Source organism: Mesorhizobium sp. M4B.F.Ca.ET.203.01.1.1, from assembly GCF_004791025.1.
GTDB classification, from domain to species: Bacteria; Pseudomonadota; Alphaproteobacteria; order Rhizobiales; family Rhizobiaceae; genus Mesorhizobium; species Mesorhizobium abyssinicae.
This window is the reverse complement of the sequence record NZ_SRUO01000001.1, coordinates 192,435-215,021: the sequence shown is the minus strand read 5'-3', so window position 1 is coordinate 215,021 and position 22,587 is coordinate 192,435. Positions and strand designations below refer to the sequence as shown.

Below are 22,587 nucleotides of genomic sequence, written 5' to 3'. Positions count from 1 at the left end.
AGAACCCGCCCCCGGACGAGATGAACGATCGCACCTGCATCGTCACCCGCAAGCAGGCCGAACCGGATGAACTGATCCGTTTCGTCGTCGGCCCGGATTCGGCCGTCGTCCCGGACCTCAAGAGAAATCTGCCCGGCCGCGGTTGCTGGGTCAGCGCCGAACGCCTACATGTCGACAAGGCAGCGGCGAAAAACCTGTTTGCCCGCGCCTTCAAGGCGCAGGTGAACGTTCCCGCCGATCTCGGCGGCATGGTCGACGGGCTGCTTTCCCGATCCGCGCTGGGTATGCTGGGCCTAGCCCGCAAGGCCGGCGCGGTCGTGCTCGGCGCTGCCAAGGTCGAGAACGCGGTGCGCGACGGTCAGGCTTTGCTGGTGCTTCATGCGACCGAAGCATCGGATGACGGCGTTCGCAAGATCAGCCAGGCGCGGCGGGCGACCGTTCATCTCGGCGGCCCCGCCATCCCTGCCTACAAACTTTTCCCCGAGGCCGAGTTGAGCTTGGCATTGGGGGGTACAAATGTGATACATGCTGCCGTCCTCGCGCAAGACGCGGGAAGGGCGGTTGAGAAGCGCATGGTTGCGCTCGACCGGTATCGGGGCGGTACCCCGGACGATCTGGCAATGCTTGCGGACGTTGCTGACGAAGATGATGCCGCAGAGGATATGGAATGAGCGATACGAAATCGGGCGACGACAAGACGTTGAGCGTTACGCCGAAGAAGACCTTGACGCTGAAGCGCCCCGGCATGGAACAGGGCACTGTGCGCCAGAACTTCTCGCACGGCCGCACCAAGGCGGTCGTCGTCGAGACCAAGAAGCGCAAGTTCTCGCTGCACGGCGACAAGCCGGAGCCGGCGGCCGCTCCCGTGTCCGTCTTCGCGCCGAAGCCCGCCGCCGCGGCGGCGCCCGCTGTCCAGGAAGCGCCGAAGGCGCCACCGCCGCCGCCTCCAGCCGAGCGTGGCGGCATGGTGCTCAACGAATTGTCGCGCGGCGAGATGGAAGCCCGCCGCAGGGCGCTCGAAGGCTCCAAGGCGCGCGAGATCGAAGATCGCCAGCGTGCCCAGGAAGATGCCAAGCGCCGCGCCGATGACGAGGAACGTCGCCGTCGCGAGCGTGAGGAATCCGCGCGCCGCCAGGCCGAGGAAGAAGCGCGACTGCAGACCGAGGCCGAATCCCGGCGTCGCGCCGAGGAAGAGGCGCGCCGCCGCGCGCCGCAGGCCGCCGAGCTGGCGACGCCGGACGATGAGGAAGAGGTCAAGCCGAAGCGCACCAGTGGCGCAGGCGCCCCCGTGCGCCGCCTGGTTACGCCCGAAGTGGCACGTCCAGCCAAGCCGACCAAGGGCGAGGAAGATCGTCGCCGCGGCAAGCTGACGCTGAATTCGGCGCTGTCCGACGAGGATGCGCGCGCTCGCTCGCTGTCGTCGATGCGCCGCCGTCAAGAGAAGTTCAAGCGCGCGATGCATAACGAGCCGCGCGAGAAGGTCATGCGCGAAGTGATCCTGCCCGAAACCATCACCATCCAGGAACTGGCGCAGCGCATGTCCGAGCGCGCCGTCGACGTGGTCAAGTTCTTCATGAAGCAGGGCCAGATCATGAAGCCGGGCGACGTCATCGACGCCGACACCGCCGAACTGGTGGCCACTGAATTCGGCCACACTGTGCGCCGCGTCGCCGAGTCCGACATCGAGGAAGGCCTGTTCAACATCGCCGACCGTGCCGAAGACCTGGTGGCGCGTCCGCCCGTGGTCACGATCATGGGCCATGTCGACCACGGCAAGACCTCGCTGCTCGACGCCATTCGCAACGCCAATGTCGTCTCCGGCGAAGCCGGCGGCATCACCCAGCACATTGGCGCCTACCAGGTCGAGAAGAACGGTCAGAAGATCACCTTCATCGACACGCCCGGCCACGCCGCCTTCACGGCGATGCGCGCCCGCGGCGCCCAGGCGACCGACATCGCCGTGCTGGTGGTTGCGGCCGACGACAGCGTGATGCCGCAGACGATCGAATCGATCAGCCATGCCAAGGCGGCCGGCGTGCCGATCATCGTGGCCATCAACAAGATCGACAAGCGTGACGCCGACCCGCAAAAGGTGCGTTCCGAACTGCTGCGCCATGAGGTTTTCGTCGAATCCATGGGCGGCGAGGTGCTGGACGTCGAAGTGTCGGCGACCAAGGGCACCAATCTCGACAAGCTGCTCGAAGCGATCCTGCTGCAGGCCGAAATCCTCGACCTGAAAGCGAATCCGGACCGCACCGCCGAGGGCGTCGTCATCGAGGCGCAGCTCGACAAGGGCCGCGGCCCCGTCGCCACCGTGCTGGTGCAGACCGGCACGCTGATGCCGGGCGACATCCTCGTCGCCGGCAACGAGTGGGGCCGGGTGCGCGCGCTGGTCAACGATCGTGGCGAGCACGTCAAGGAAGCGCCGCCGGCGATGCCGGTGGAGGTGCTGGGCCTGCAGGGCACCCCGCAGGCCGGCGATCGCTTCGCCGTCGTCAACAACGAGGCCCGCGCCCGCGAGATCACCGAATACCGTCAGCGCCTGGCGCGCGAGAAGGCGGTGGCCAAGCATGCCGGCCAGCGCGGCTCGCTGGAGCAGATGATGTCGCAGTTGCAGACGAGCGGGCTGAAGGAGTTCCCGCTGGTCATCAAGGGCGACGTGCAGGGCTCGATCGAGGCGATCAGCGCCGCGCTCGAGAAGCTCGGCAACGACGAAGTGCGCGCGCGCATCGTCCATGCCGGAGCCGGCGGCATCACCGAAAGCGACGTGTCGCTGGCGGAGACCTCCGGTGCCGCGATCATCGGCTTCAATGTCCGCGCCAATACGCAGGCACGTGCTGCCGCCGCGGCCGCCGGCATCGAGATCCGCTACTACTCGATCATCTACAATCTCGTCGATGACGTGAAGGCGGCTCTCTCCGGCATGCTCTCGCCGGAGCGTCGCGAGACCTTCATCGGCAATGCCGAGATCCTCGAGATCTTCGACATCACCAAGGTCGGCAAGATCGCCGGCTGCCGTGTCACCGAAGGCAAGGTCGAACGCGGCGCCGGCGTGCGCCTGATCCGCGACAACGTCGTCATCCACGAAGGCACGCTGAAGACGCTGAAGCGCTTCAAGGACGAGGTTTCGGAAGTGCCGGGCGGCCAGGAGTGCGGCATGGCCTTCCAGAACTACGAGGACATGCGCGTCGGCGACGTCATCGAGTGCTTCCGCATCGAGATGGTAACCCGCACGCTCTGAGTTCGAGCATCGCATCGAGAAGTCCGGGCGGTGGTCGCAAGGCCGCCGCCCACATCACATGAGACATGCGGCGCGGTCCCATCCCGCGCATCACGATTTCAGGACCGAGGAAAATGTCCCGTTCAACCACGTCAGGCCCGTCCCAGCGCATGCTGCGTGTCGGTGAGCAGGTGCGCCACGCGCTGTCCGAAACCTTGCAGCGCGGCGAGATCATCGATCCGCTGGTCGAGAACAGCGTGATCTCGGTTTCCGAGGTCCGCATGTCGCCCGATCTGAAGATCGCCACCGCTTTCGTCTCGCCGCTCGGCGCCAGCGACGACAATGCAGTGGTCGAAGCGCTCAACAAGCATGCGAAATTCATCCGCGGCCGTGTCTCGGGCGCGCTGAGGCAGATGAAGTACATGCCGGAGTTTCGCTTCCGGCTGGACACGTCCTTCGACAATTTCGCCCGCATCAACGATTTGCTGAAGTCGCCGGAAGTGGCGCGGGATCTCAGCCACGACGACGACAAAGACAAAGACGACAAGAAGGACAGCGAATAGTGGGCCGTCGCGGCAAGAAGAAGGGCAGGCCGGTTTCCGGCTGGGTGGTTCTGGACAAGCCGGTCGGCATGGGCTCGACCGAGGCTGTCTCCAAGATCAAATGGCTGTTCCAGGCCGAGAAGGCCGGCCATGCCGGCACGCTCGACCCGCTGGCGTCGGGAATGCTGCCGATCGCGCTCGGCGAAGCGACCAAGACCGTGCCCTACGTGCAGGACGGCGCCAAGGTCTATCGCTTTACCGTCGCCTGGGGCGAGGAGCGCTCGACCGATGATCTCGAGGGCCCGGTGACCAACAGCTCGGAGCGCCGTCCGGCCGAGGCCGAGGTGAAGGCGCTGTTGCCGAAATACACCGGCGTCATCATGCAGACGCCGCCGCAGTTCTCCGCCATCAAGATCGCCGGCGAGCGCGCCTATGACCTCGCCCGCGAGGGCGAGACGGTCGACATCCCCGCGCGCGAGATCGAGATCGGCCGCCTCGATATTGTCGAGCACGACGCCGGCCGCACCGTTTTCGAGGTCGAATGCGGCAAAGGCACCTATGTGCGTTCGCTCGCCCGCGACATGGGCCGCGACCTCGGCTGCTTCGGCCATATCGCGGAGCTGCGCCGTGTCGAGGTCGAGCCGTTCACGCCGGAGGACTTCGTCACCGTCGCCGAACTCGAAGCCGCCCGTTTCGGCGAACGCGGCGAGGTGGCGGGCGATGACGACGCATCCGACGCGCCGGTCGACTTCGATGCCATCGACGCGCTGCTGGTCGACACCGCGGCAGCGCTCGAGTGCCTGCCGCAGGTCACCGTCAGCGACGACGCGGCGACCAGAATCCGGCTCGGCAATCCGGTCATCATCCGCGGCCGCGACGCTCCGGTCGAGGCCGAGGAAGCCTGCGCCACGGTGCGTGGCAGGCTGGTCGCCATCGGCGCCATCGAGCAGGGCATGTTCAAGCCCAAGCGGGTCTTTGCCGGATGACGGCGCTCGGCTAGTTTCGGTTCGGCATTGGGGGCAGGGGGAAATGGCAAAGGCTGAGACGGCAACGAAGCGCGGGCCGATGAAGACGCGCCGGCCACCAGTCGGCGCCTCGCCGGGCACACTGATCGCCGATCCGGCGGCACGGCGCAGCGAGCTTCGGCTGACGCTGATCTCGCCCGACAAATTCGAGACCATCGAGAACGCCAGCATCGATGATCTCAATGCCCATTGCGACCAGTGGCCCGTCGTCTGGCTGGATTGCACCGGCCTCGCCAACATCCCGCTGATCGAGGAGATCGGCCGCATCTTCAGCCTGCATCCGCTGGCACTTGAAGATGTCGTCAACACTGGCCAGCGGCCGAAGGTGGACTTCTTCGAGGACCATGCTTTTGTCGTTATGCGTATGATCGACGATGTCACGGCCCATCGCTACGAGCAGATCGCGGTCTTCTTCGGCAGCAACTTCGTCGTCACCTTCCAGGAGCGCGAGGGCGATCCGTTCAATCCGGTTCGCAAGCGAATCGCCAGCTCGGTGCCGAACCGGCTGCGCGCGCGCGGCGCCGACTATCTCGCCTATGCGTTGATCGATGCCATCGTCGACAGCTATTTCCCGCCGATCGAGGCCGCCAGCGAACTGGTCGACGGCATCGAGGACGAGATGCTGCGCGCGCCGCACAAGCAGCAGATGCGGCAACTGCACGAGTTGCGGCGCGACGCCAACGTGCTGAAGGGTGTGCTTTGGCCGATGCGCGATGCGCTGGCGACGCTGATCCGCAACGACGTGCCCTACGTGAAGGCCGAGACCAAGGTCTTCTTCAACGACACGCTCGATCATTCGCTGCGCCTGATCGAATTGGTCGAAACCCAGCGCGACATGCTGACCGGGCTGATCGAGATGCACCTGTCGCTGAGCCAGGCGCGCACCAACGACGTCATCTCCTATCTGACCATCGTCTCGGTGATCTTCATGCCGCTGACCTTCCTGGTCGGCGTCTGGGGCATGAACTTCGACCCCGATACCTCGCCATGGAACATGCCGGAGCTGAAGGCCTATTACGGCTACCCCACGGCGCTGCTGTTCATGGCCCTCGTTGCCGCCGGGCTGATTGCTTTCTTCAAGTGGAAGAAGTGGTTGTAGTCGAACGCAAATCTTCAGTTTTCAGGGAAAAGGCCTGCGACAAGCCGGCTTGTGAATTGGGCTGGTCTTTTCCGGGGAATTGCACTATATGCCCGGCAGCTTCGCGCCCTGTCGCGTTGCTTGCACCGGCCCCTGCTGGACGACATCCCGGCTGAGGGCGTCCCGTTTCCTCCAACAGATAAGGAAAAACACGATGTCGATTACTGCCGAGCGCAAGAAGGAATTGATGGGTGAATTCGCAACCGCCAAGGGCGATACCGGGTCTCCGGAAGTCCAGGTGGCCATCCTTTCCGAGCGCATCAAGAACCTGACCGACCACTTCAAGGACCACAAGAAGGATAACCATTCCCGCCGTGGTCTGCTCGCTCTCGTCTCCCAGCGCCGCAGCCTGCTTGACTATCTCAAGCGCAAGGACGACGCGCGCTATCAGACGCTGATCGAGAAGCTCGGTCTGCGCCGTTGACGAATTGACCGGCGGGCTTTCCTCGGGAGAGCCCGCCGGTCGCGCATTTGGTGCATCGGATCGCTCCAGTGCACCAGTGACAGGATGAAGCGCCGCGCATCGATCGGATACGCAAACGGACGCTTCGCGAAGTTGGCATTTGCGCAGGGCCGTTCCGAGAGCCGCGGCTTTCAGGTCATGCGCAAGGCCGGTCGGATCGATCGGCCAGACCCGGTTTCGAGCCAGCAAAGGGCTGCTTGGAACCGCCCATGGACGGTCATGGGGCAGGATTGCAGGATGCTCGTGCGGCCAGCGTGCCGGGATTGATGCGAGCGTCCCGTTGTCTTGCCCGTGGCTGCCCGAGAAAAGAAGCCAGGGGAAAGGGCATCCGCGCACGACAAGCCGCGCGACCCTTTCCGCATATGAAGGACAAGACATGTTCAATCACCACAAAGTGGAAATCGAGTGGGGCGGCCGTCCGCTCGTTCTGGAAACCGGCAAGATCGCGCGCCAGGCTGACGGCGCGGTGCTCGCCACCTACGGTGAGACCAAGGTCCTCGCCACCGTCGTTTCGATGAAGGAGCCGAAGCCCGGCCTTGATTTCTTCCCGCTGACCGTCAATTACCAGGAAAAGACCTACGCCGCCGGCAAGATCCCGGGCGGTTATTTCAAGCGCGAAGGCCGTCCGAGCGAGAAGGAAACGCTGGTTTCCCGCCTGATCGACCGCCCGATCCGCCCGCTCTTCGCCGATGGCTACAAGAACGACACCCAGATCGTCGTCACCGTCGTCCAGCACGACCTCGAGAACGATCCGGACATCCTGTCGATCGTTGCCACCTCGGCCGCGCTGACGTTGTCCGGTGTCCCCTTCATGGGCCCGATCGGTGGCGCCCGCGTCGGCTACATCAACGGCGAGTACGTGCTTAACCCGCATATCGACGAGATGCAGGAATCCAAGCTCGACCTCGTCGTCGCCGGCACCACCGATGCCGTGCTGATGGTCGAATCCGAGGCCAAGGAACTCTCCGAAGAGCTGATGCTCGGCGCCGTCATGTTCGGCCACAAGGGCTTCCAGCCGGTGATCGAGGCCATCATCAAGCTGGCCGAGGTCGCTGCCAAGGATCCGCGCGACTTCACCGCCCCGGACTATTCCGCGCTCGAAGGCGAAATGCTGAAGATCGTCGGCGACGAGCTTCGCGATGCCTACAAGATCACCGACAAGCAGGCCCGCTATGCCGCCGTCGACGCCGTCAAGGCGAAGGTGAAGGCGGCGTTCGCGCCGGCCGAAGGCGAGGAAGCCAGGTACACGTCGGAGCAGATCGGCTCCGTGTTCAAGGAACTCCAGGCCAAGGTTGTGCGCTGGAACATCCTCGACACCGGCTCGCGCATCGATGGCCGCGACCTGAAGACGGTCCGCAAGATCGTCTCCGAAGTCGGCGTCCTGCCGCGCACCCACGGTTCGGCGCTGTTCACCCGCGGCGAGACCCAGGCGCTGGTCGTCGCCACGCTCGGCACCGGCGAGGATGAGCAGTATGTCGACTCGCTGACCGGCATGTACAAGGAGAAGTTCCTCCTCCACTACAACTTCCCGCCCTACTCGGTCGGCGAGACCGGCCGCATGGGCTCGCCGGGCCGCCGCGAGATCGGCCACGGCAAGCTTGCCTGGCGCGCCATCCGGCCGATGCTGCCCTCCGCCGACCAGTTCCCCTACACGCTGCGCGTCGTCTCGGAGATCACCGAGTCCAACGGTTCGTCCTCGATGGCGACCGTCTGCGGCACCTCGCTGGCGCTGATGGATGCCGGCGTGCCGCTGGCCAAGCCGGTTGCCGGCATCGCCATGGGCCTGATCAAGGAAGGCGAGCGCTTCGCGGTGCTCTCCGACATCCTGGGCGATGAAGATCATCTCGGCGACATGGACTTCAAGGTCGCCGGCACAGCCAACGGCATCACCTCGCTGCAGATGGACATCAAGATCGAGGGCATCACCGAGGAGATCATGCAGATCGCGCTGGACCAGGCCAAGGATGGCCGCCAGCATATCCTCGGCGAGATGGCGCATGCTCTGACCGGCGCTCGCCCCGAACTCGGTGAGTTCGCGCCACGCATCGAAGTCATGCACATCCCGACCGACAAGATCCGCGACGTCATCGGTTCCGGCGGCAAGGTCATCCGCGAGATCGTCGAGAAGACCGGCGCCAAGATCAACATCGAGGACGACGGCACGATCAAGATCGCTTCGGCCAACGCCAAGGAGATCGAGGCGGCGAAGAAGTGGATCCACACCATCGTTGCCGAGCCGGAAGTCGGCGAGATCTATGAAGGCACGGTCGTCAAGACCGCCGACTTCGGCGCCTTCGTCAACTTCTTCGGTCCGCGCGACGGCCTCGTTCACATTTCGCAGCTGGCCAACGAGCGCGTCGCCAAGACCTCCGACGTCGTCAAGGAAGGCGACAAGGTCTGGGTCAAGCTGATGGGCTTCGACGAGCGCGGCAAGGTCCGCTTGTCGATGAAGGTCGTCGACCAGGCCACCGGCAAGGAAATCGTGCGCGAGAAGAAGGCTGAAGGCGGCGAGGAAGACGCTGCCTGATCGGGCTGACCAGACAGTTGAGACGGGCGCGGCTTATGTCGCGCCCGTTTTCGTTTAGGGGGCGTGTTTCCCGCGGGGCAAGGAAATGTCGGCAGAGCCGCTGAAGACGCTGTTCCATTCGTATGAGGCTGAGGCCCTCGACTTGCCGAAAGAGGGCGAGCGCGTGCTTTTCCTCGGCGCCGAACCCGGTTTCCGCTTGCCCGGGGGCTTCGCAGCCGCGCTCCATCTCGTGCAGGGTTTTCGCCCGCATTTTCGCGCGCTGCAGGCGGCGGGTTTTCACGTCACGCCGCGAGCGGACGGCGCTGGCTTCGATGCCGCGCTCGTGATCGCCGGCCGTCACCGCGGCCAGAACGAGCTGCGGGTCGCCGAAGCGATCGAACGCGTGGCGTCGGGTGGGCTGATCCTGGTCGCGGGCGGCAAGGAGGATGGTATCGCTAGCCTGCGCAAGCGTGTCGACGAGCTTGTGCCGCTCGACGGCCATTTGCCGAAGCATCACGGCGTCGCCTTCTGGTTCCGCCGGCCCGCGGACGTCGGCGCGGCGGCCGTGCTGCGGTCGGCCAATCCGGCGGTTGTCGTAGAAGGCCGCTTCCATACGGCCCCGGGCATGTTCTCCTTCGATCGGGTCGATGCCGGCTCGAAACTGCTGGTGGATAGCCTGCCGGGCGACATCAAGGGCGCCGTTGCCGATTTCTGCACCGGCTGGGGCTATGTGGCGGCCGAGGCGGCGTCGCGCTTCCCGGGGCTCACCGGGCTCGATCTTTTCGAGGCGGATTTCGAGGCGCTGGAGGCGGCGAAGGCCAATGTGGCCGGCACGTCGGTCGAGCCGCGTTTCTTCTGGACCGATCTGCTCGGCGAGCCGGTCGAGCGGCGCTACGACGCCATCCTCATGAACCCGCCGTTTCATCGCGGTCGGGCGGCTGAGCCGGAGATCGGCGCCGGCATGATCCGGGCGGCGGCGAAGGCGATGAAACCGGGCGGACGCTTGTTCATGGTGGCGAACCGCCAGTTGCCTTACGAAGCGGTGCTGGCGGCGGCCTTCTCAAGCCATGCCGAGATCGCCCGCGACGGCATGTTCAAGGTGCTGTCGGGGCGCCGATAACGGACGCCTTAATGTACGCTGACGATGCGCGCCTCGCGCTTTTCGACGAAGCGCGCTTCGCCCATCCCGACCTTGAGCGGCGCCGGCCGGCCGAACAGGTAGCCTTGCACCACCTCGCAGCCGGCGGCCCTGAGCAGCGTCGCCTGGTTTTCGGTCTCGACGCCTTCGGCGATGATGCCGACGCCGAGCGCGCGCGACAGCCCGACGATGGTCGAGACCACCGCGCCCGAGTTGGAATCGGTGTCGATGCGGCTGACGAAGGAACGGTCGATCTTAAGCTTGCCGAACGAGAAATCGATCAGGTAGCTGAGATTGGAATAGCCGGTGCCGAAATCGTCGACGGCCACCGAGATGCCCATCTCGGCAAGCTGCTGCAGGATGACGGCGGCGCGGTCGCGGTCCTGCATCATTGCGGTCTCGGTGACTTCCAGCTCGAGCCGCGACGGCTTGATGCCGGTGGCGACCATCGTTTCGCGCACCAGGCCGACGAAATCCTTGGTCATGAACTGCACCGGCGAGATGTTGACGGCGACGAAGCAGTCCTCGGGCAGGTACTGGGCGTCGCTGCAGGCCTTGCGCAGCACCCATTCGCCGATCGGGTTGATCATGCCCGTCTCTTCGGCGATCGGTATGAACTCGATCGGCGGGATCATGCCGCGTTCCGGGTGCTTCCAGCGGATAAGCGCCTCGTAGCCGATGATGCGGCCGCTCGGAAGGTCGAGCTGCGGCTGGTAGTGGAGGTCGAAATCGCCGCGCTCGAACGCGGTATGCAGTTCGGATTCGATCCATTGGCGATAGTCGGCGACCCGGCCCATGTCGCTATGGAAGACCGACCAGTTGCCGACGCCGCCGGCGCGCGCATTCTGCAGCGCCAGATTGGAACGGCGCAGCACCAGGACCGGGTCGACGCCGTCCTTGGGCATCGCCACGATGCCGACCGACAGGCTGACCGACTGCTGATGCGAATTGAGCTGATAGGGCTCCATCATCTCGTCGATGAGCTTCTCGATCGTCTTCTCGACCGAGCCCTTCAGCTCGCGGTCCGCCAGCAGCACCGCGAACTCGCCGGCGCCGATGCGCCCAAGCACCGCGCCCTCCGGCATGCGGTCCCTGAGCCGCTCGGCGAAGGCGCGGATCAGCTCGTCGCCATAGCTGTAGCCGATGGCGTCGTTGATGTGCTTGAAGCGGTCGATGTCGATGTCGATCAGGAACACCGGCTCGCCGGTGCGGATCGTCGCCGAGGCCGCCTCGGCGATCTTGCCGACCATCGCCGGACGCGCCAGCAGGCCCGTCAGCTTGTCGAAATTGGTCTCGTTGAAGACATACTGCTCCGATTCATCGACACCGGCGAAGAAAGAGAGGGCGGCACCCGCCGCCGCCAGCGCGCAAAGCGCAGCGATGATGCCGGCCATCGTTTCCGCCGGCATGCCGGCAAGACCGTCGCCGAAACCGAATTTCAGCCCCCAGATGCCGAGGATAAAGCTGCCCATGCCCGAGCTTGCTATGGTGAGCAGCCGGAACAACGGTGTTCGCTTCGGGTTGCTGGCAGCAGCAGACATGCAGAGTCCCTAAGTTGCGGGACGTTCTAGCGGAAATCTCCTTAAAATGAGTTTCCGCCAATGCATCCAATTTTACCGGAAGCCGAGTATTTCCCGCGGGATTATTCCCGGGCGCCGTCGGTCTGCTTCAATTCGTCGAGCGTCGGCATGGAAACGATGTGATAGCCGGAATCGACATAGTGGATCTCGCCGGTGACACCGGAAGAGAGATCGGACAGCAGATAGAGCGCCGAGCCGCCGACCTCGTCGATGGTCACCGTGCGGCGCAGCGGCGAGTTGCGCTGCTGGTAGGAGAACATGTGGCGGGCGTCGGAAATGCCGGCGCCGGCGAGCGTGCGCACCGGGCCTGCCGAAATCCCGTTCACGCGGATGCCGCGGGGGCCGTAGTCATTGGCGAGATAGCGCACGCTGGCTTCCAGCCCGGCCTTGGCGACGCCCATGACGTTGTAGTTCGGCATGACCCGCACCGAGCCGGCATAGGTCAGCGTGATCATCGAGCCGCCATCCGTCATCAGCGGCGCGGCGTTGCGGGCCACCTCGGTGAAGGAATAGCAGGAGATCACCATGGTGCGGACGAAATTGTCGCGGCTGGTGTCGGCGTAGAGGCCCTTGAGCTCGTTCTTGTCTGAAAAGCCGATGGCATGGACGACGAAATCCAGCCCGCCCCAAGCCTTGCCGAGCGTCTCGAACGTGGCGCTGACCGACGCGCTGTCCTCGACGTCGCAAGGCACCACCAGCGATGCGCCGAGCTTGTCGGCAAGCGGCTTGACCCGGCGTCCGAAAGCGTCGCCCTGATAGGTGAAGGCGAGTTCGGCGCCGTGTTCGGACAATTTCCTGGCAATGCCCCAGGCGATCGAATGATCGTTGGCGACACCCATGACAAGCCCGCGCTTGCCCTTCAACAGTCCGTCCATGACTGGCGATCCTTATGCGGAATAGCGCTGGAAAATCAGCGTTGCGTTGGTGCCACCGAAACCGAAGGAATTCGACAAAACGGTGTCGATCCTGGCGTTGTCGATGCGCTTGCGCACGATCGGCATGCCTGCGAATTCCGGGTCGAGCTCCTCGATATGCGCGCTCTCGCCGATGAAGCCGCCTTGCATCATCAGGATCGAGTAGATCGATTCCTGGACGCCGGCCGCGCCCAGCGAATGGCCGGTCAGCGACTTGGTCGAGGTGATGAACGGCATCTTGTCGCCGAACACCTCGCGGATGGCGCCCATCTCCTTGGAATCGCCGACCGGCGTCGAGGTGCCGTGCGTGTTGATGTAATCGACCGGCGTAGACACCGTGGCGAGCGCCTGGCGCATGCAGCGCACCGCGCCTTCGCCCGACGGCGCCACCATGTCGTAGCCGTCGGAGGTCGCGCCGTAGCCGACGATCTCGGCATAGATCTTGGCGCCGCGCGCCTTGGCGTGCTCCAACTCCTCCAAGATGAGCACGCCGGCGCCGCCGGCGATGACGAAGCCGTCGCGGTTGACGTCATAGGCGCGCGAAGCGGTGGATGCCTTGTCGTTGTACTTCGACGACATCGCGCCCATGGCGTCGAACAGGTCCGACATCGTCCAGTCGAGATCCTCGTGGCCGCCGGCGAACATCACGTCCTGCTTGCCCCACTGGATGAGCTCATAGGCGTTGCCGATGCAATGCGCGGAGGTCGAGCAGGCCGACGAGATCGAGTAGTTGACGCCGTGGATCTTGAACCAGGTGGCAAGCGTCGCCGATGCGGTCGACGACATCGCCTTCGGCACCGCGAACGGGCCGATGCGCTTGGGGCTGCCGTTCTTGAGCGTGGTTTCGGCCGCCTCGACGATGGTCCGGGTGGAGGGGCCGCCCGAGCCCATGACGATGCCGGTGCGTTCGTTGGTGATGTCGCTCTCGCCAAGCCCGGCGTCCGCAATCGCCTGGTCCATGGCGACGTGGTTCCACGCCGCGCCCTGCGACAGGAAGCGCATGGCGCGCCGGTCGATCATGGCCGACGGATCGAGCGTCGGCGCGCCCCAGACCTGGCAGCGGAAACCGTGTTCGGCGAAGGAATTGGAAAAGCTGATGCCTGATTTGGCATCGTGCAGCGAGGCCTGCACCTCGTTGGCGTTGTTGCCGATCGACGACACGATGCCGAGGCCCGTCACTACGACCCGTCTCATTCGCAACTCCTTCCGGCGCATGATGTCGAAAACCGTGATCGGAATTCGCAAACGATCATACGCAAAATCAAAGCGCCATGCGGTCCCGCATGCAAAGGGTGCATGGCGCGGTGGTGGCGCCGGTCAAGCCGCCGCCGATTGCTTGGACAGACCCACTTTCAGATCCGTCGCCGCGTATATGGGTTCGCCATCCGCCTTCAGCCAGCCATCGGCGATACCGAGCACCAGACGCCCGCGCATCACGCGCTTGAAGTCGATGCCGTATTCCACCTTCTTGACCGACGGCGTCACCATGCCCTTGAATTTCACCTCGCCGGTCGACAGCGCCATCCCCTTGCCCGGCTCGCCGAGCCAGCCGAGATAGAACCCTGTCAGCTGCCACATGGCGTCGAGACCGAGGCAGCCCGGCATGATCGGGTTGCCGATGAAATGGCAGGCGAAGAACCAAAGGTCCGGCTTGATGTCGAACTCGGCGCGGATGAAGCCCTTGTCGAAGGCGCCGCCGGTCTCGCTGATCTCGGTGATGCGGTCGAACATCAGCATCGGCGGGTAGGGCAACTGCGCGTTGCCCGGTCCGAACAGCTCGCCGCGGGCGCAGGCAAGCAGTTCTTCATACTCGTAGCTGGACTTCGAACCCGCCATGAATTTCGTCCCCGTGATCGTCCCGGGCGGTGGGGCGCCCTTGTCGTTGGCTTCCTAACACAATCTTTCCAAGGCCGGAAACCGGCGTTTGCGCTTAACCTGCCCGTCTGCCCGGGTCAATGCGCGCCTGCGCACAAGCGTCTTGCTCTATTGATCGCATTCGGCCGACAGAATATATGTCGGAACGTGTCCAGTTTCGGCCGATGACGTCTTTTCGCCACTCTGGACGTGTTTTTGGGCCGAAAGCGCGAGCTTCGACGGGATAGATGGATCAGGGCAGCCGGAAGGACAATGTCGCTGTGGACAAGCGGGTTCGCGAGGCCGGCCTGAGGCCGACACGTCAGCGCGTTGCGCTGGCCGATCTGCTTTTTGCCAAGGGCGACCGCCATCTTTCGGCCGAGGAGCTGCACGAGGAGGCGATCGCCGCCGGCGTGCCGGTGTCGCTGGCCACCGTCTACAACGCCCTTCACCAGTTCACCCAGGCGGGTCTGCTGCGCATCCTCGCCGTCGAGGGGTCGAAGACCTATTTCGACACCAACACCTCCGACCACCATCATTTCTACATCGAAGGCGAGAACAGGATCTTCGATATCGCCAGCGGCCCGGTGACGGTCTCCAACCTGCCGGAGCCTCCGCAGGGCATGGAAATCGCCAATGTCGATATCGTGGTGAGGCTGCGCCCGAAGCGCCGCGACTGATCCGTTTGCGATGCGGCTTGTCGATCTCGCGGTAAAGCTGGAATGGTGGGTCGCCGCGGCGGCTTCCGTCGTCCTCTATGCGATGACTGGCGCTTCCTGGTGGCTGTTCGCGCTGCTCATCCTGGCGCCGGATCTGTCGATGCTGGGGTACCTGGCGGGACCGCGTGTCGGCGCCGTCGCCTATAACGCCCTGCACATGCTGATTGTCCCGCTCGTCCTGGCGCTGGGCGGCCACGTCCTCGGCAGCTCGATGACCACAGCGGTCGCGCTGATCTGGATCGCCCACATCGCTATCGACCGCGCGCTCGGCTACGGCCTGAAGCTGCCCAGCGGTTTTCAGGATACCCATCTCGGCCGTATCGGACGCCGCGAACTTCCGGCGCCTGTCACGCCGGATTAGTGTCAGGCCGGATCAGTTCTTGACCCGTTCGCCTGGATAGGCGCCCCAGACGACCGACTGCGGCAGCCAGCCGGTATGGCCCTCGAAGGTCATCTCGCACCATTGCCCGTCGCAGGCCTTGATCGCGCCCATGACGCCGGGTTCGACGATGGCCACCACGCCGGCGTCCTTGTCCTTATCGTCGAGCAGGTTGATTCGGCCGCCCTTGCCGCGCTGCCAGGGCGCGACGATCGCCGTGCGGCGTCCCGACAGCAGCGACTGGTTGATCCAGCCCTCCGAGCCGTCGGCGTCGCGCACGCGCCGCCAGGTGTCGAACTCCTGGATGATTTCCATCGGCAGGCCGGCCTTCATGTACATCCAGTCGACCGAATAGTTGGCGCCAGGGCCGACGCGCGAATTGACGCGACCCGATTTCAGGCTGACGAAGCGCGGCAGCGGCAGGCCGCTCGGTCCGAGCGTGATCGTCTGCCCGGGAGCGGCGGCGCCCTGTGCCGACACTTGCTGCGGAGAGTAAAGAAGAGCGCCGAGGACTGCTGCGCTGAAAGCCAGGCGGAGCGTCGCGAAACCAGACACTTTGTTTCCTTTCGGCGCCTGCCCGTCGGCCCCGGCGCCCCTTTTTCTTTGTCTTCGGCAGCACCGCTTGTTACAGGAGTGGGCGGATACCGCGATTGGCTCCAAGTTTCGCCTGTCTTGGTTAAAGAGGTCTCAACGAGATCGGTTACGAGGAAGCTTCGGGGATAAAATGGCAGGCAAAAAACGGCCCCTCGTCGTCATCACACGCAAGCTGCCCGACCCGGTCGAAACCCGCATGCGCGAGCTGTTCGACGCGCGCCTGAACGTCGAGGACCGGCCGATGACGCAGCCGGAGCTGGTCGCCGCGGTCAAGGAAGCCGATGTGCTGGTGCCGACGATCACCGATCATATCGATGCGGCGCTGATCGCCCAGGCCGGCGACAATCTCAAGCTGATCGCCAATTTCGGCAATGGCGTCGACAAGATCGACGTCGCGGCGGCGGCGAAGAAGGGCATCACCGTCACCAACACGCCGAACGTGCTGACCGAGGACACGGCCGACATGACCATGGCGCTGATGCTGGCCGTGCCGCGCAGGCTGGCGGAAGGCGCCAACGTGCTCACCGGCGACAAGAAATGGGCCGGCTGGTCGCCGACCTGGATGCTCGGTCGCCGCATCTGGGGCAAACGGCTAGGCATCGTCGGCATGGGCCGCATCGGCACCGCGGTTGCCAGGCGCGCCAAGGCCTTCGGTCTGTCGATCCACTATCACAACCGCCACCGCGTGCTGCCGGCGGTCGAGGACGAGCTGGAAGCGACCTATTGGGAGAGCCTCGACCAGATGCTGGCCCGCATGGACATCATCTCGGTCAACTGCCCGTCGACGCCGGCGACGTTCCATCTGCTTTCGGCGCGGCGGCTGGCGCTGATGCAGCCGTCGGCCTACATCGTCAACACCGCGCGCGGCGACATCATCGACGAGGAATCGCTGATCAAGCTGATCCATGACGGCAAGATCGCCGGCGCCGGCCTCGACGTCTACGAACACGAGCCGGCGCTGAACAGCAAGCTGCTGAAGCTCGCCGCAAAGGGCAAGGTCGTGCTCCTGCCGCATATGGGCTCGGCGACGCTCGAAGGCCGCATCGACATGGGCGAGAAGGTGATCATCAACATCCGCGCCTTCTTCGACGGCCACCGTCCGCCGGACCGGGTGCTGCCGCTGAGGACCTGACGACTTGCGGTCTTCAGCCGGCGATGGTGAGGGCGCCGTCTTCAGCGATTTTCGCAATGCTTCCGCGATAGGTCTCGAAGATATCGCGCTCGAGCTGGACCGCCATCGGCGTTTCCCAGCCCATTTCCCTGGCGACGATCAGCCCGAGCAGGAGGATCGCGTCCGGCTCGTGCAGCACCAGTGCGGCCGGCGCCCGGCCATTGTGGACAAGCTCCATCAGCACGGCAGAAGCCGAGGACGAGCCGATCGTGCCCGGCAGGAACAGCACGCGGCCGGAAATCGTCTCGCCATGCTGTGGGTGACGGACATCGGCGATGCGGCCGCTCTTCGGGTCGACGCCGCCCCAGAAGCTGATCGGCGCCGTCAGCACCAGCGCCTCGCCTTCGCCGCCCTTGCCAGGCACCAGGATCTCGGCTCGGGCGTTCATGCTGCGATATCCGTAAATCGTGGCTTACCAAGAACGGCGCTTTCGACGCAGTCGGCCAGCGAGGCGTAGAGCACGGAGTAGCCGGTGTTGCCCGGCGCGTAGTGCGCGAACTTGCCCGAATTCGTCATCAGCACCCCGTTGCTGAGCTCCGGCATGATCGGCGTCACCACCACGCAAGTGTCGGCAACGATGATCACCCCGCTTGCCTCGAGCGCCTTGCGCCGGCCGCCTTGCTCGAGGCCGGACAGCGCATGGCGGCCGGTGCAGGCATAGATCGGCACGAGGAGCCGGCGGCCGGCGATCAGCCGCTCCAGCGCGTCGAATTCCGCGAGCGACAGATGCGGGCTGCCGATTGCAACCGCATCGATCGTTTTCGATGCCGCCGCCGTCGACAGCCCGGCACGTGCCTTCGCGGCCATTTCAGACGTGACGCGGATCACCGTCTCCGCCGTCGTGCCGGCGAGAATGGTGTTCGCATCGGGCGCTTCCGGCGTCGCGCCGGCAATGTGGAACAGGCCGACCGCGCCGGATGAGGCCGCGGCGGCGCCGAATGCCTTGAGCGCATCCTCGCCGGGGTGCTTGGCTACGCCGGTGACGACGCCGACGGCGTTGCCGACCTCGCGACCATAGAGGCTGCCCAGCACCGGCCAGGCGATTTCGGATGCCAGGAAGGAAGGCGAGAGGCCGGAGACATCGAACACCAGTCGCGCCCGCCTGTTCTCGAGGCGATGCAGGCCGTAGTCCGGGGCGCGGCCGGTGATGGCGCAGGCGATGTCGAGGAAATCGCCATAGCGGTTGGTGCGCGCGCCCAGCACAGAATTGCAGAAAACCACTGCGTTCGATTCGCCCCAGGCGACGTCGCTGCCCAGCGCTGGCCTGTGCCCGGCCTGGTAAGGCGCGCAGGTCCAGCTCTGCTCGCAGCCAAGCTTGCGATAGGCCTCCATCATCCGCCGCGCCATGCCGCGCGCCGGCTCCTCGAGGCGGATGCGCGCGCAGCCCATCAGGTCGAGCGCGCCGACATTGAGCGTCGAGCGCACGGCGACGCGCGCGCCGCCCTCGACCAGCCTCTCGGCGAACAGCGTGCCGGAATCGCCGTGATAGAGCGCCCCGTCTATATGCGTCGAGGCAATCGGGATCAGTCGCGGCGCGCCGAGCAGCCGGGCGCTTTCGGCGACGATGCGCATCGCCATCGCGGCGCCGTCCTTGCCGGCGGCGATCGCCTGTTCTTCCGCGCTGAGGGCGAGGCTCATGGCAGCACCTTGCGCATGGTGATCGAGGTCGGCCGATCGTAGCCTTCATGCGCCGTGCGTTCGGTCTCGCCAAAGCCCAGCCGGGCGAAGGCGCTGTGATTTGTGGAGAGCTCGATGCGCGTCTGCAGTTCGATGGCGCCCTTGCCGCGGCTCACAGCAATTTCCTCGGCGGCCCGCATCAGCAGCCTGCCGATGCCTTGCCCCTGAAAGTCCGGCTCGACCGCGAGCTTGCCGATGTAGAAATCGTCCTGCCTTTCCAGCACGAAAACGCAGCCGACGATCCTCGCACCTTGCAGGGCCAGGAAACCCGTCTCCTGTTTTGCCTTTTCCTTGAGCTTTGCCGCGGTCAGCAGATGCGCCGAGGACGGCGGATCGATGACGCCGTCCATATAGGCAAAGGCGCGCATGATCAGCGAATGCAACTCGTCCCATTGCCCGAAATCGGGAGGAATTTGCGTGACGAAGACGCCCGTCGGCCGGTCCATGCGATCAGGCTCTCTTGTAGCGGATCGTGTCGAAGCGCGCGCTGAGCGCGTCGTAAAGCAAAAGCCGGCCGACCAGCGGCTCGCCAATGCCGGTGATCAGCTTGATCGCCTCCATCGCCTGCAGCGTTCCGATCACACCGGTCAGCGCGCCGACTACGCCGGCGACGGCGCAGGACGGCACCAGTCCTTCCGGCGGTGCTTCCGGGAAAAGGTCGCGGTAGCCGGGGTTAGGCTTGCCGTCGGCGCCGGTCTCGAACGGTTTCAGAACCGTCAGCGAGCCGTCGAAGCGGCCGACGGCGGCGTGCACCAGGGGCTTGCCTTCCGCGGCGCAGGCATCGGCCACCGCATAACGCGTCTCGAAATTGTCGGAGCCGTCGACCACGATGTCGTATCGTGCGACGAGGGCAGGGGCATTCTCCGCCGTCAGCCTGAGCTGATGCGGCTCGACCGCCACATTGGGGTTGATGCGCATTATCGCCGCGGACGCGCTGTCGGTTTTGGCAATGCCGATCGCGTCCGTGCCGTGGATCACCTGCCTCTGCAGGTTGGACAGCGAGACCGTGTCGTCGTCGGCGATGCCGAGCGTGCCGACGCCGGCGGCGGCGAGATATTCGAGCACCGGGGCGCCGAGCCCGCCGGCGCCGATCACCAGCACCCGCGCCCGCTTCAGTTTCTGTTGGCCGGCGCCGCCAATCTCCGGCAGCACGATGTGGCGCGCGTAACGCTCGAGTTCTTCGTCGGAAAGCGTGGTCATGGCCAGACCTTATCGTGGCGCAAAAACCTTGTCAGGGGTCTTCGGTTGGCCCAACCGTGCCGTGGTCGACCGTCAGGAACTGCGCGCGGCCTTCGAGGCTGGAAAACAGCGCCGCGTCGGTTCCGGTCATGAACGCCTGGCAGTTCAGCTCCTCCAGGATCGAGAACAGGGCGGCGCGCCGGCCGGCGTCGAGATGCGCCGCGATTTCGTCGAGCAGCAGGATCGGCGTCATCCCCGACATCTCGCCGGTCAGCCTTGCATGCGAGACCACGATGCCGACCAGGAGCGCCTTCTGCTCGCCGGTCGAGCAGAGTTCGGCCGGCATTGCCTTGGGCCTATGCCGCACCACGAGATCGGAGCGATGCGGGCCGTCCAGCGTGCGGCCGGCGGCGCGGTCGCGATCGCGGCCATCGGCCAGCGCGCGGCGAAACCGCTCCTCGACATCGACCGCCGGCGCGCTGCCGAGCGCGTTTTCCAGATCGCCGTCGAGGCTGATGTCGGCTTGCGGAAACGGTCCGCTGGACGGCAGCCTCTCGATCATGGCGGCAAGCAGGCGCGCCAGCTCGGCGCGGGCCGCCGCGATCGCCACGCCGGTCTCGGCCATCTGCGTCTCGATGGCATCGAACCAGCTGCCGTCGCGAGATCCTTCCGTAAGCAGGCGGTTACGCCCGCGCATCGCCTTCTCGTAGTCGAGCGCGCGCTGGCCGTGGCCGGGATCGATCGCCAGCACCAGCCGGTCGAGGAAGCGCCGGCGGTCGGCCGCCGGCCCGGGGAACAGTCCGTCCATCGCCGGCGTCAGCCAGACGACACGCAGCCACTCCAGCATATCCTCGGACGACCGCGCCGCGGCGCCATTGATCCGCACCCGTCTGCCGCTCTCGCCGCTGTCGCCGCCCGCAATGCCGGTGCCGATCTCGGCCTGGCCTTCCGGCCCTTCGATGCGGGCATGCAGCGCAAAACCGCCATCGCCGTCTTCGCGCGCCAGGTCGGCATAGGGTGCGCGGCGCAGTCCGCGCCCGGGCGTCAGCAGCGAGATCGCTTCCAGCAGATTGGTCTTGCCGGCGCCATTGTCGCCGGACAGCACCACCGCTCCGGGCGACAGGCCGATGGATAGCGCCGCATAGTTGCGGAAATTCGTAAGTGTAAGCTTACTTATATGCGTTTGTTGCTGGAGCTGTGTTGCACCTGCGGTCACGGCAGCAAAATCGCCTCGTTGGCAGCCTAGAGTCGGATGATTTCAGGTCGAATCGACCTGAAATCTGAATCCGGCTCTAAATCAAAGAGATAGAGCATGATGTCGTCCGAAAACTGCTTCACACTTTTCGGCATCATGCTCTAGACGCGCATCGGCATCAGCACGTAGAGCGCGGTCTCGTCGGCCATGTCGTGGATCAGCGTCGGCGAGCCGGCGTCGGCGAGCATGAATTTCGCCTCCGTGCCGGTGAGCTGCGCGGCGACGTCGAGCAGATACTTGGCGTTGAAGCCGATCTCGATCGGATCGGCCGAATAGTCGGCGGCCAGTTCCTCGGTGGCGCTGCCGGAATCCGGATTGTTGACGGCCAGCGTCAGCTGGCCCTCGGCGATCGACAGTTTCACCGCCCGGCCGCGCTCCGACGAAATGGTCGAGACGCGGTCAACGGCCGCGGCGAAGCTCTGCCGGTCGATGATCAGCTTCTTGTCGTTGCCGGTCGGAATGACGCGCTGATAGTCCGGGAAGGTGCCGTCGATCAGCTTCGAGGTCAGAACCACGCTGCCGATGGTGAAGCGGATCTTGGTGTCGGAAAGTTCGGTGGTCACGGCCACATCCGGGTCGTCGACCAGCTTCTGCAGCTCGCTCACCGTCTTGCGCGGGATGATGATGCCCGGCATGCTTTCGGACCCTGCCGGCGCGTCGATCTCGGCGCGCGCCAGGCGGTGGCCGTCGGTCGCCACCGAGCGCAGTTTCAGCTTGCCGCCGGCTTCGTGCGTGTGCAGGTAGATGCCGTTGAGGTAGTAGCGCGTCTCCTCGGTGGAGATGGCAAATTGCGTCTTTTCGATCAGGCCTTTCAGGTCAAGCGAATCGAGCCGGAAGATGTGCGAGAAGGAACCGGCCGAAAGCTCCGGGAAATCGGACTGCGGCAGGCACTGCAGGCGGAAGCTCGAACGGCCCGAGGTGACCGTCATCGCATTGCCGTCCTCGTCGGTCTTCAGCATCACCTCCGCCCCGTCGGCGAGCTTGCGCACGATGTCGTAGAGCAGATGCGCCGGAACGGTCGTCGCCCCGCCGCGCTCGACCTTGGCGGGCGTCGCTTCGGTCACTTCCAGGTCGAGGTCGGTCGCCTTCATCTCGAGGCTGGCGCCCTCGGCGCTGAGCAGCACGTTGGACAGGATCGGTATGGTGTTGCGCCGCTCGACCACGCGGTGGACATGGTTGAGCGACTTCAGGAGATTTGACCGTTCCAGGATAACACGCATGACGAAACAGGCT

22 protein-coding genes are annotated in these 22,587 nt (G+C 65.1%); 11 read left to right on the top strand and 11 right to left on the bottom strand.

All coding sequences use genetic code 11. The annotated features are described in order from the left end of the window. The first annotated feature begins 20 nt into the window (after positions 1–20). The 8 genes from EN846_RS01000 to EN846_RS00965 all read left to right on the top strand — a co-directional run bounded on the left by EN846_RS01000 (position 21) and on the right by EN846_RS00965 (position 10,014). On the top strand, positions 21–671 hold the full coding sequence (locus EN846_RS01000; RefSeq protein WP_127390842.1) for an RNA-binding protein: 651 nt from the start codon (positions 21–23) through the stop codon (positions 669–671). Continuing rightward, entirely contained in the window at positions 668–3,241 is a 2,574-nt protein-coding gene (infB, locus tag EN846_RS00995) for a translation initiation factor IF-2 (RefSeq protein WP_127282763.1), read from the top strand. The genes EN846_RS01000 and infB overlap by 4 nt, the downstream gene beginning before the upstream one ends. A gap of 113 nt (positions 3,242–3,354) precedes the next feature. Then, positions 3,355–3,783 carry a 30S ribosome-binding factor RbfA gene (gene rbfA, locus EN846_RS00990; RefSeq protein WP_127390841.1) on the top strand — a complete coding sequence of 143 codons (429 nt, stop codon included), beginning with the start codon at positions 3,355–3,357 and terminating at the stop codon, positions 3,781–3,783. Further along, on the top strand, positions 3,783–4,748 hold the full coding sequence (gene truB, locus EN846_RS00985) for a tRNA pseudouridine(55) synthase TruB (RefSeq protein WP_127282765.1): 966 nt from the start codon (positions 3,783–3,785) through the stop codon (positions 4,746–4,748). Before rbfA ends, truB begins: the two co-directional genes overlap by 1 nt. 43 nt (positions 4,749–4,791) lie before the next feature. Continuing rightward, the gene (gene corA / locus EN846_RS00980) at positions 4,792–5,886 is read left to right on the top strand and encodes a magnesium/cobalt transporter CorA (protein ID WP_127282766.1); all 1,095 of its coding nucleotides are present in this window, start codon (positions 4,792–4,794) and stop codon (positions 5,884–5,886) included. 88 nt (positions 5,887–5,974) lie between these two features. Further along, a complete protein-coding gene (gene rpsO / locus EN846_RS00975; RefSeq protein ID WP_281015709.1) occupies positions 5,975–6,349 on the top strand; it encodes a 30S ribosomal protein S15 in 375 nt (124 codons plus the stop codon). Positions 6,350–6,764: 415 nt separating this feature from the next. Beyond that, positions 6,765–8,915, top strand: a complete 2,151-nt coding sequence (gene pnp, locus EN846_RS00970; RefSeq protein WP_127282767.1) for a polyribonucleotide nucleotidyltransferase — start codon at positions 6,765–6,767, stop codon at positions 8,913–8,915. Positions 8,916–9,000: 85 nt separating this feature from the next. Then, a complete protein-coding gene (locus EN846_RS00965) occupies positions 9,001–10,014 on the top strand; it encodes a class I SAM-dependent methyltransferase (protein WP_127390840.1) in 1,014 nt (337 codons plus the stop codon). A gap of 8 nt (positions 10,015–10,022) precedes the next feature. Here the strand turns inward: EN846_RS00965 and EN846_RS00960 are convergent, their stop codons facing one another. The 4 genes from EN846_RS00960 to fabA form a co-directional block, all read right to left on the bottom strand. Next, on the bottom strand, positions 10,023–11,573 hold the full coding sequence (locus tag EN846_RS00960; RefSeq protein ID WP_127390839.1) for a bifunctional diguanylate cyclase/phosphodiesterase: 1,551 nt from the start codon (positions 11,571–11,573) through the stop codon (positions 10,023–10,025). A gap of 101 nt (positions 11,574–11,674) precedes the next feature. Further along, on the bottom strand, positions 11,675–12,487 hold the full coding sequence (fabI, locus tag EN846_RS00955) for an enoyl-ACP reductase FabI (protein ID WP_127390838.1): 813 nt from the start codon (positions 12,485–12,487) through the stop codon (positions 11,675–11,677). Between the two features lie 12 nt (positions 12,488–12,499). Beyond that, complete coding sequence (gene fabB, locus EN846_RS00950; RefSeq protein WP_127312204.1) at positions 12,500–13,720, bottom strand: beta-ketoacyl-ACP synthase I; 1,221 nt, start codon at positions 13,718–13,720, stop codon at positions 12,500–12,502. 123 nt (positions 13,721–13,843) lie between these two features. Next, complete coding sequence (gene fabA, locus EN846_RS00945) at positions 13,844–14,362, bottom strand: 3-hydroxyacyl-[acyl-carrier-protein] dehydratase FabA (protein ID WP_127390837.1); 519 nt, start codon at positions 14,360–14,362, stop codon at positions 13,844–13,846. A gap of 266 nt (positions 14,363–14,628) precedes the next feature. On the opposite strand from fabA, the gene irrA reads away from it, so the two are divergent. Together irrA and EN846_RS00935 are read left to right on the top strand one after the other, a co-directional pair. Further along, positions 14,629–15,060, top strand: coding sequence for an iron response transcriptional regulator IrrA (gene irrA / locus EN846_RS00940; RefSeq protein ID WP_127390836.1), 432 nt, complete (start codon positions 14,629–14,631; stop codon positions 15,058–15,060). 10 nt (positions 15,061–15,070) lie between these two features. Continuing rightward, positions 15,071–15,460, top strand: coding sequence for a DUF4260 domain-containing protein (locus EN846_RS00935; protein WP_127390835.1), 390 nt, complete (start codon positions 15,071–15,073; stop codon positions 15,458–15,460). A 12-nt stretch (positions 15,461–15,472) separates the two neighbouring features. Here the strand turns inward: EN846_RS00935 and EN846_RS00930 are convergent, their stop codons facing one another. Then, positions 15,473–16,033 (bottom strand): SH3 domain-containing protein, encoded by a 561-nt coding sequence (locus EN846_RS00930; protein WP_127286511.1) that lies wholly within the window; start codon positions 16,031–16,033, stop codon positions 15,473–15,475. Positions 16,034–16,202: 169 nt separating this feature from the next. On the opposite strand from EN846_RS00930, the gene EN846_RS00925 reads away from it, so the two are divergent. After that, positions 16,203–17,204 carry a D-glycerate dehydrogenase gene (locus tag EN846_RS00925; protein WP_127286510.1) on the top strand — a complete coding sequence of 334 codons (1,002 nt, stop codon included), beginning with the start codon at positions 16,203–16,205 and terminating at the stop codon, positions 17,202–17,204. 13 nt (positions 17,205–17,217) lie between these two features. Here the strand turns inward: EN846_RS00925 and EN846_RS00920 are convergent, their stop codons facing one another. The 6 genes from EN846_RS00920 to dnaN form a co-directional block, all read right to left on the bottom strand. Further along, the gene (locus tag EN846_RS00920) at positions 17,218–17,631 is read right to left on the bottom strand and encodes a DUF126 domain-containing protein (RefSeq protein WP_127390834.1); all 414 of its coding nucleotides are present in this window, start codon (positions 17,629–17,631) and stop codon (positions 17,218–17,220) included. After that, positions 17,628–18,881, bottom strand: a complete 1,254-nt coding sequence (locus tag EN846_RS00915) for an aconitase X catalytic domain-containing protein (protein WP_127390833.1) — start codon at positions 18,879–18,881, stop codon at positions 17,628–17,630. Before EN846_RS00915 ends, EN846_RS00920 begins: the two co-directional genes overlap by 4 nt. Further along, on the bottom strand, positions 18,878–19,366 hold the full coding sequence (locus EN846_RS00910; protein WP_127390832.1) for a GNAT family N-acetyltransferase: 489 nt from the start codon (positions 19,364–19,366) through the stop codon (positions 18,878–18,880). The genes EN846_RS00915 and EN846_RS00910 overlap by 4 nt, the downstream gene beginning before the upstream one ends. A gap of 4 nt (positions 19,367–19,370) precedes the next feature. Then, positions 19,371–20,120, bottom strand: a complete 750-nt coding sequence (locus EN846_RS00905) for a molybdopterin-synthase adenylyltransferase MoeB (RefSeq protein ID WP_127286506.1) — start codon at positions 20,118–20,120, stop codon at positions 19,371–19,373. 31 nt (positions 20,121–20,151) lie between these two features. Next, on the bottom strand, positions 20,152–21,315 hold the full coding sequence (recF, locus tag EN846_RS00900) for a DNA replication/repair protein RecF (protein WP_127390831.1): 1,164 nt from the start codon (positions 21,313–21,315) through the stop codon (positions 20,152–20,154). 140 nt (positions 21,316–21,455) lie between these two features. Next, the gene (gene dnaN / locus EN846_RS00895) at positions 21,456–22,574 is read right to left on the bottom strand and encodes a DNA polymerase III subunit beta (RefSeq protein ID WP_128346291.1); all 1,119 of its coding nucleotides are present in this window, start codon (positions 22,572–22,574) and stop codon (positions 21,456–21,458) included. Positions 22,575–22,587: the final 13 nt, after the last annotated feature.

Excerpts from the sequence above, each read along its gene's own strand:
- pnp (WP_127282767.1), top strand. The coding sequence starts at position 6,765 with ATGTTCAATCACCACAAAGTGGAAATCGAGTGGGGCGGCCGTCCGCTC.
- fabA (WP_127390837.1), bottom strand. The coding sequence starts at position 14,362 with ATGGCGGGTTCGAAGTCCAGCTACGAGTATGAAGAACTGCTTGCCTGC.
- EN846_RS00925 (WP_127286510.1), top strand. The coding sequence starts at position 16,203 with ATGGCAGGCAAAAAACGGCCCCTCGTCGTCATCACACGCAAGCTGCCC.
- rbfA (WP_127390841.1), top strand. The coding sequence starts at position 3,355 with ATGTCCCGTTCAACCACGTCAGGCCCGTCCCAGCGCATGCTGCGTGTC.
- EN846_RS00905 (WP_127286506.1), bottom strand. The coding sequence starts at position 20,120 with ATGACCACGCTTTCCGACGAAGAACTCGAGCGTTACGCGCGCCACATC.
- corA (WP_127282766.1), top strand. The coding sequence starts at position 4,792 with ATGGCAAAGGCTGAGACGGCAACGAAGCGCGGGCCGATGAAGACGCGC.
- dnaN (WP_128346291.1), bottom strand. The coding sequence starts at position 22,574 with ATGCGTGTTATCCTGGAACGGTCAAATCTCCTGAAGTCGCTCAACCAT.
- fabI (WP_127390838.1), bottom strand. The coding sequence starts at position 12,487 with ATGGACGGACTGTTGAAGGGCAAGCGCGGGCTTGTCATGGGTGTCGCC.
- rpsO (WP_281015709.1), top strand. The coding sequence starts at position 5,975 with ATGCCCGGCAGCTTCGCGCCCTGTCGCGTTGCTTGCACCGGCCCCTGC.
- EN846_RS00915 (WP_127390833.1), bottom strand. The coding sequence starts at position 18,881 with ATGAGCCTCGCCCTCAGCGCGGAAGAACAGGCGATCGCCGCCGGCAAG.
- EN846_RS00960 (WP_127390839.1), bottom strand. The coding sequence starts at position 11,573 with ATGTCTGCTGCTGCCAGCAACCCGAAGCGAACACCGTTGTTCCGGCTG.
- irrA (WP_127390836.1), top strand. The coding sequence starts at position 14,629 with ATGGATCAGGGCAGCCGGAAGGACAATGTCGCTGTGGACAAGCGGGTT.
- fabB (WP_127312204.1), bottom strand. The coding sequence starts at position 13,720 with ATGAGACGGGTCGTAGTGACGGGCCTCGGCATCGTGTCGTCGATCGGC.
- EN846_RS00935 (WP_127390835.1), top strand. The coding sequence starts at position 15,071 with ATGCGGCTTGTCGATCTCGCGGTAAAGCTGGAATGGTGGGTCGCCGCG.
- infB (WP_127282763.1), top strand. The coding sequence starts at position 668 with ATGAGCGATACGAAATCGGGCGACGACAAGACGTTGAGCGTTACGCCG.
- EN846_RS01000 (WP_127390842.1), top strand. The coding sequence starts at position 21 with ATGAACGATCGCACCTGCATCGTCACCCGCAAGCAGGCCGAACCGGAT.
- EN846_RS00910 (WP_127390832.1), bottom strand. The coding sequence starts at position 19,366 with ATGGACCGGCCGACGGGCGTCTTCGTCACGCAAATTCCTCCCGATTTC.
- EN846_RS00920 (WP_127390834.1), bottom strand. The coding sequence starts at position 17,631 with ATGAACGCCCGAGCCGAGATCCTGGTGCCTGGCAAGGGCGGCGAAGGC.
- EN846_RS00965 (WP_127390840.1), top strand. The coding sequence starts at position 9,001 with ATGTCGGCAGAGCCGCTGAAGACGCTGTTCCATTCGTATGAGGCTGAG.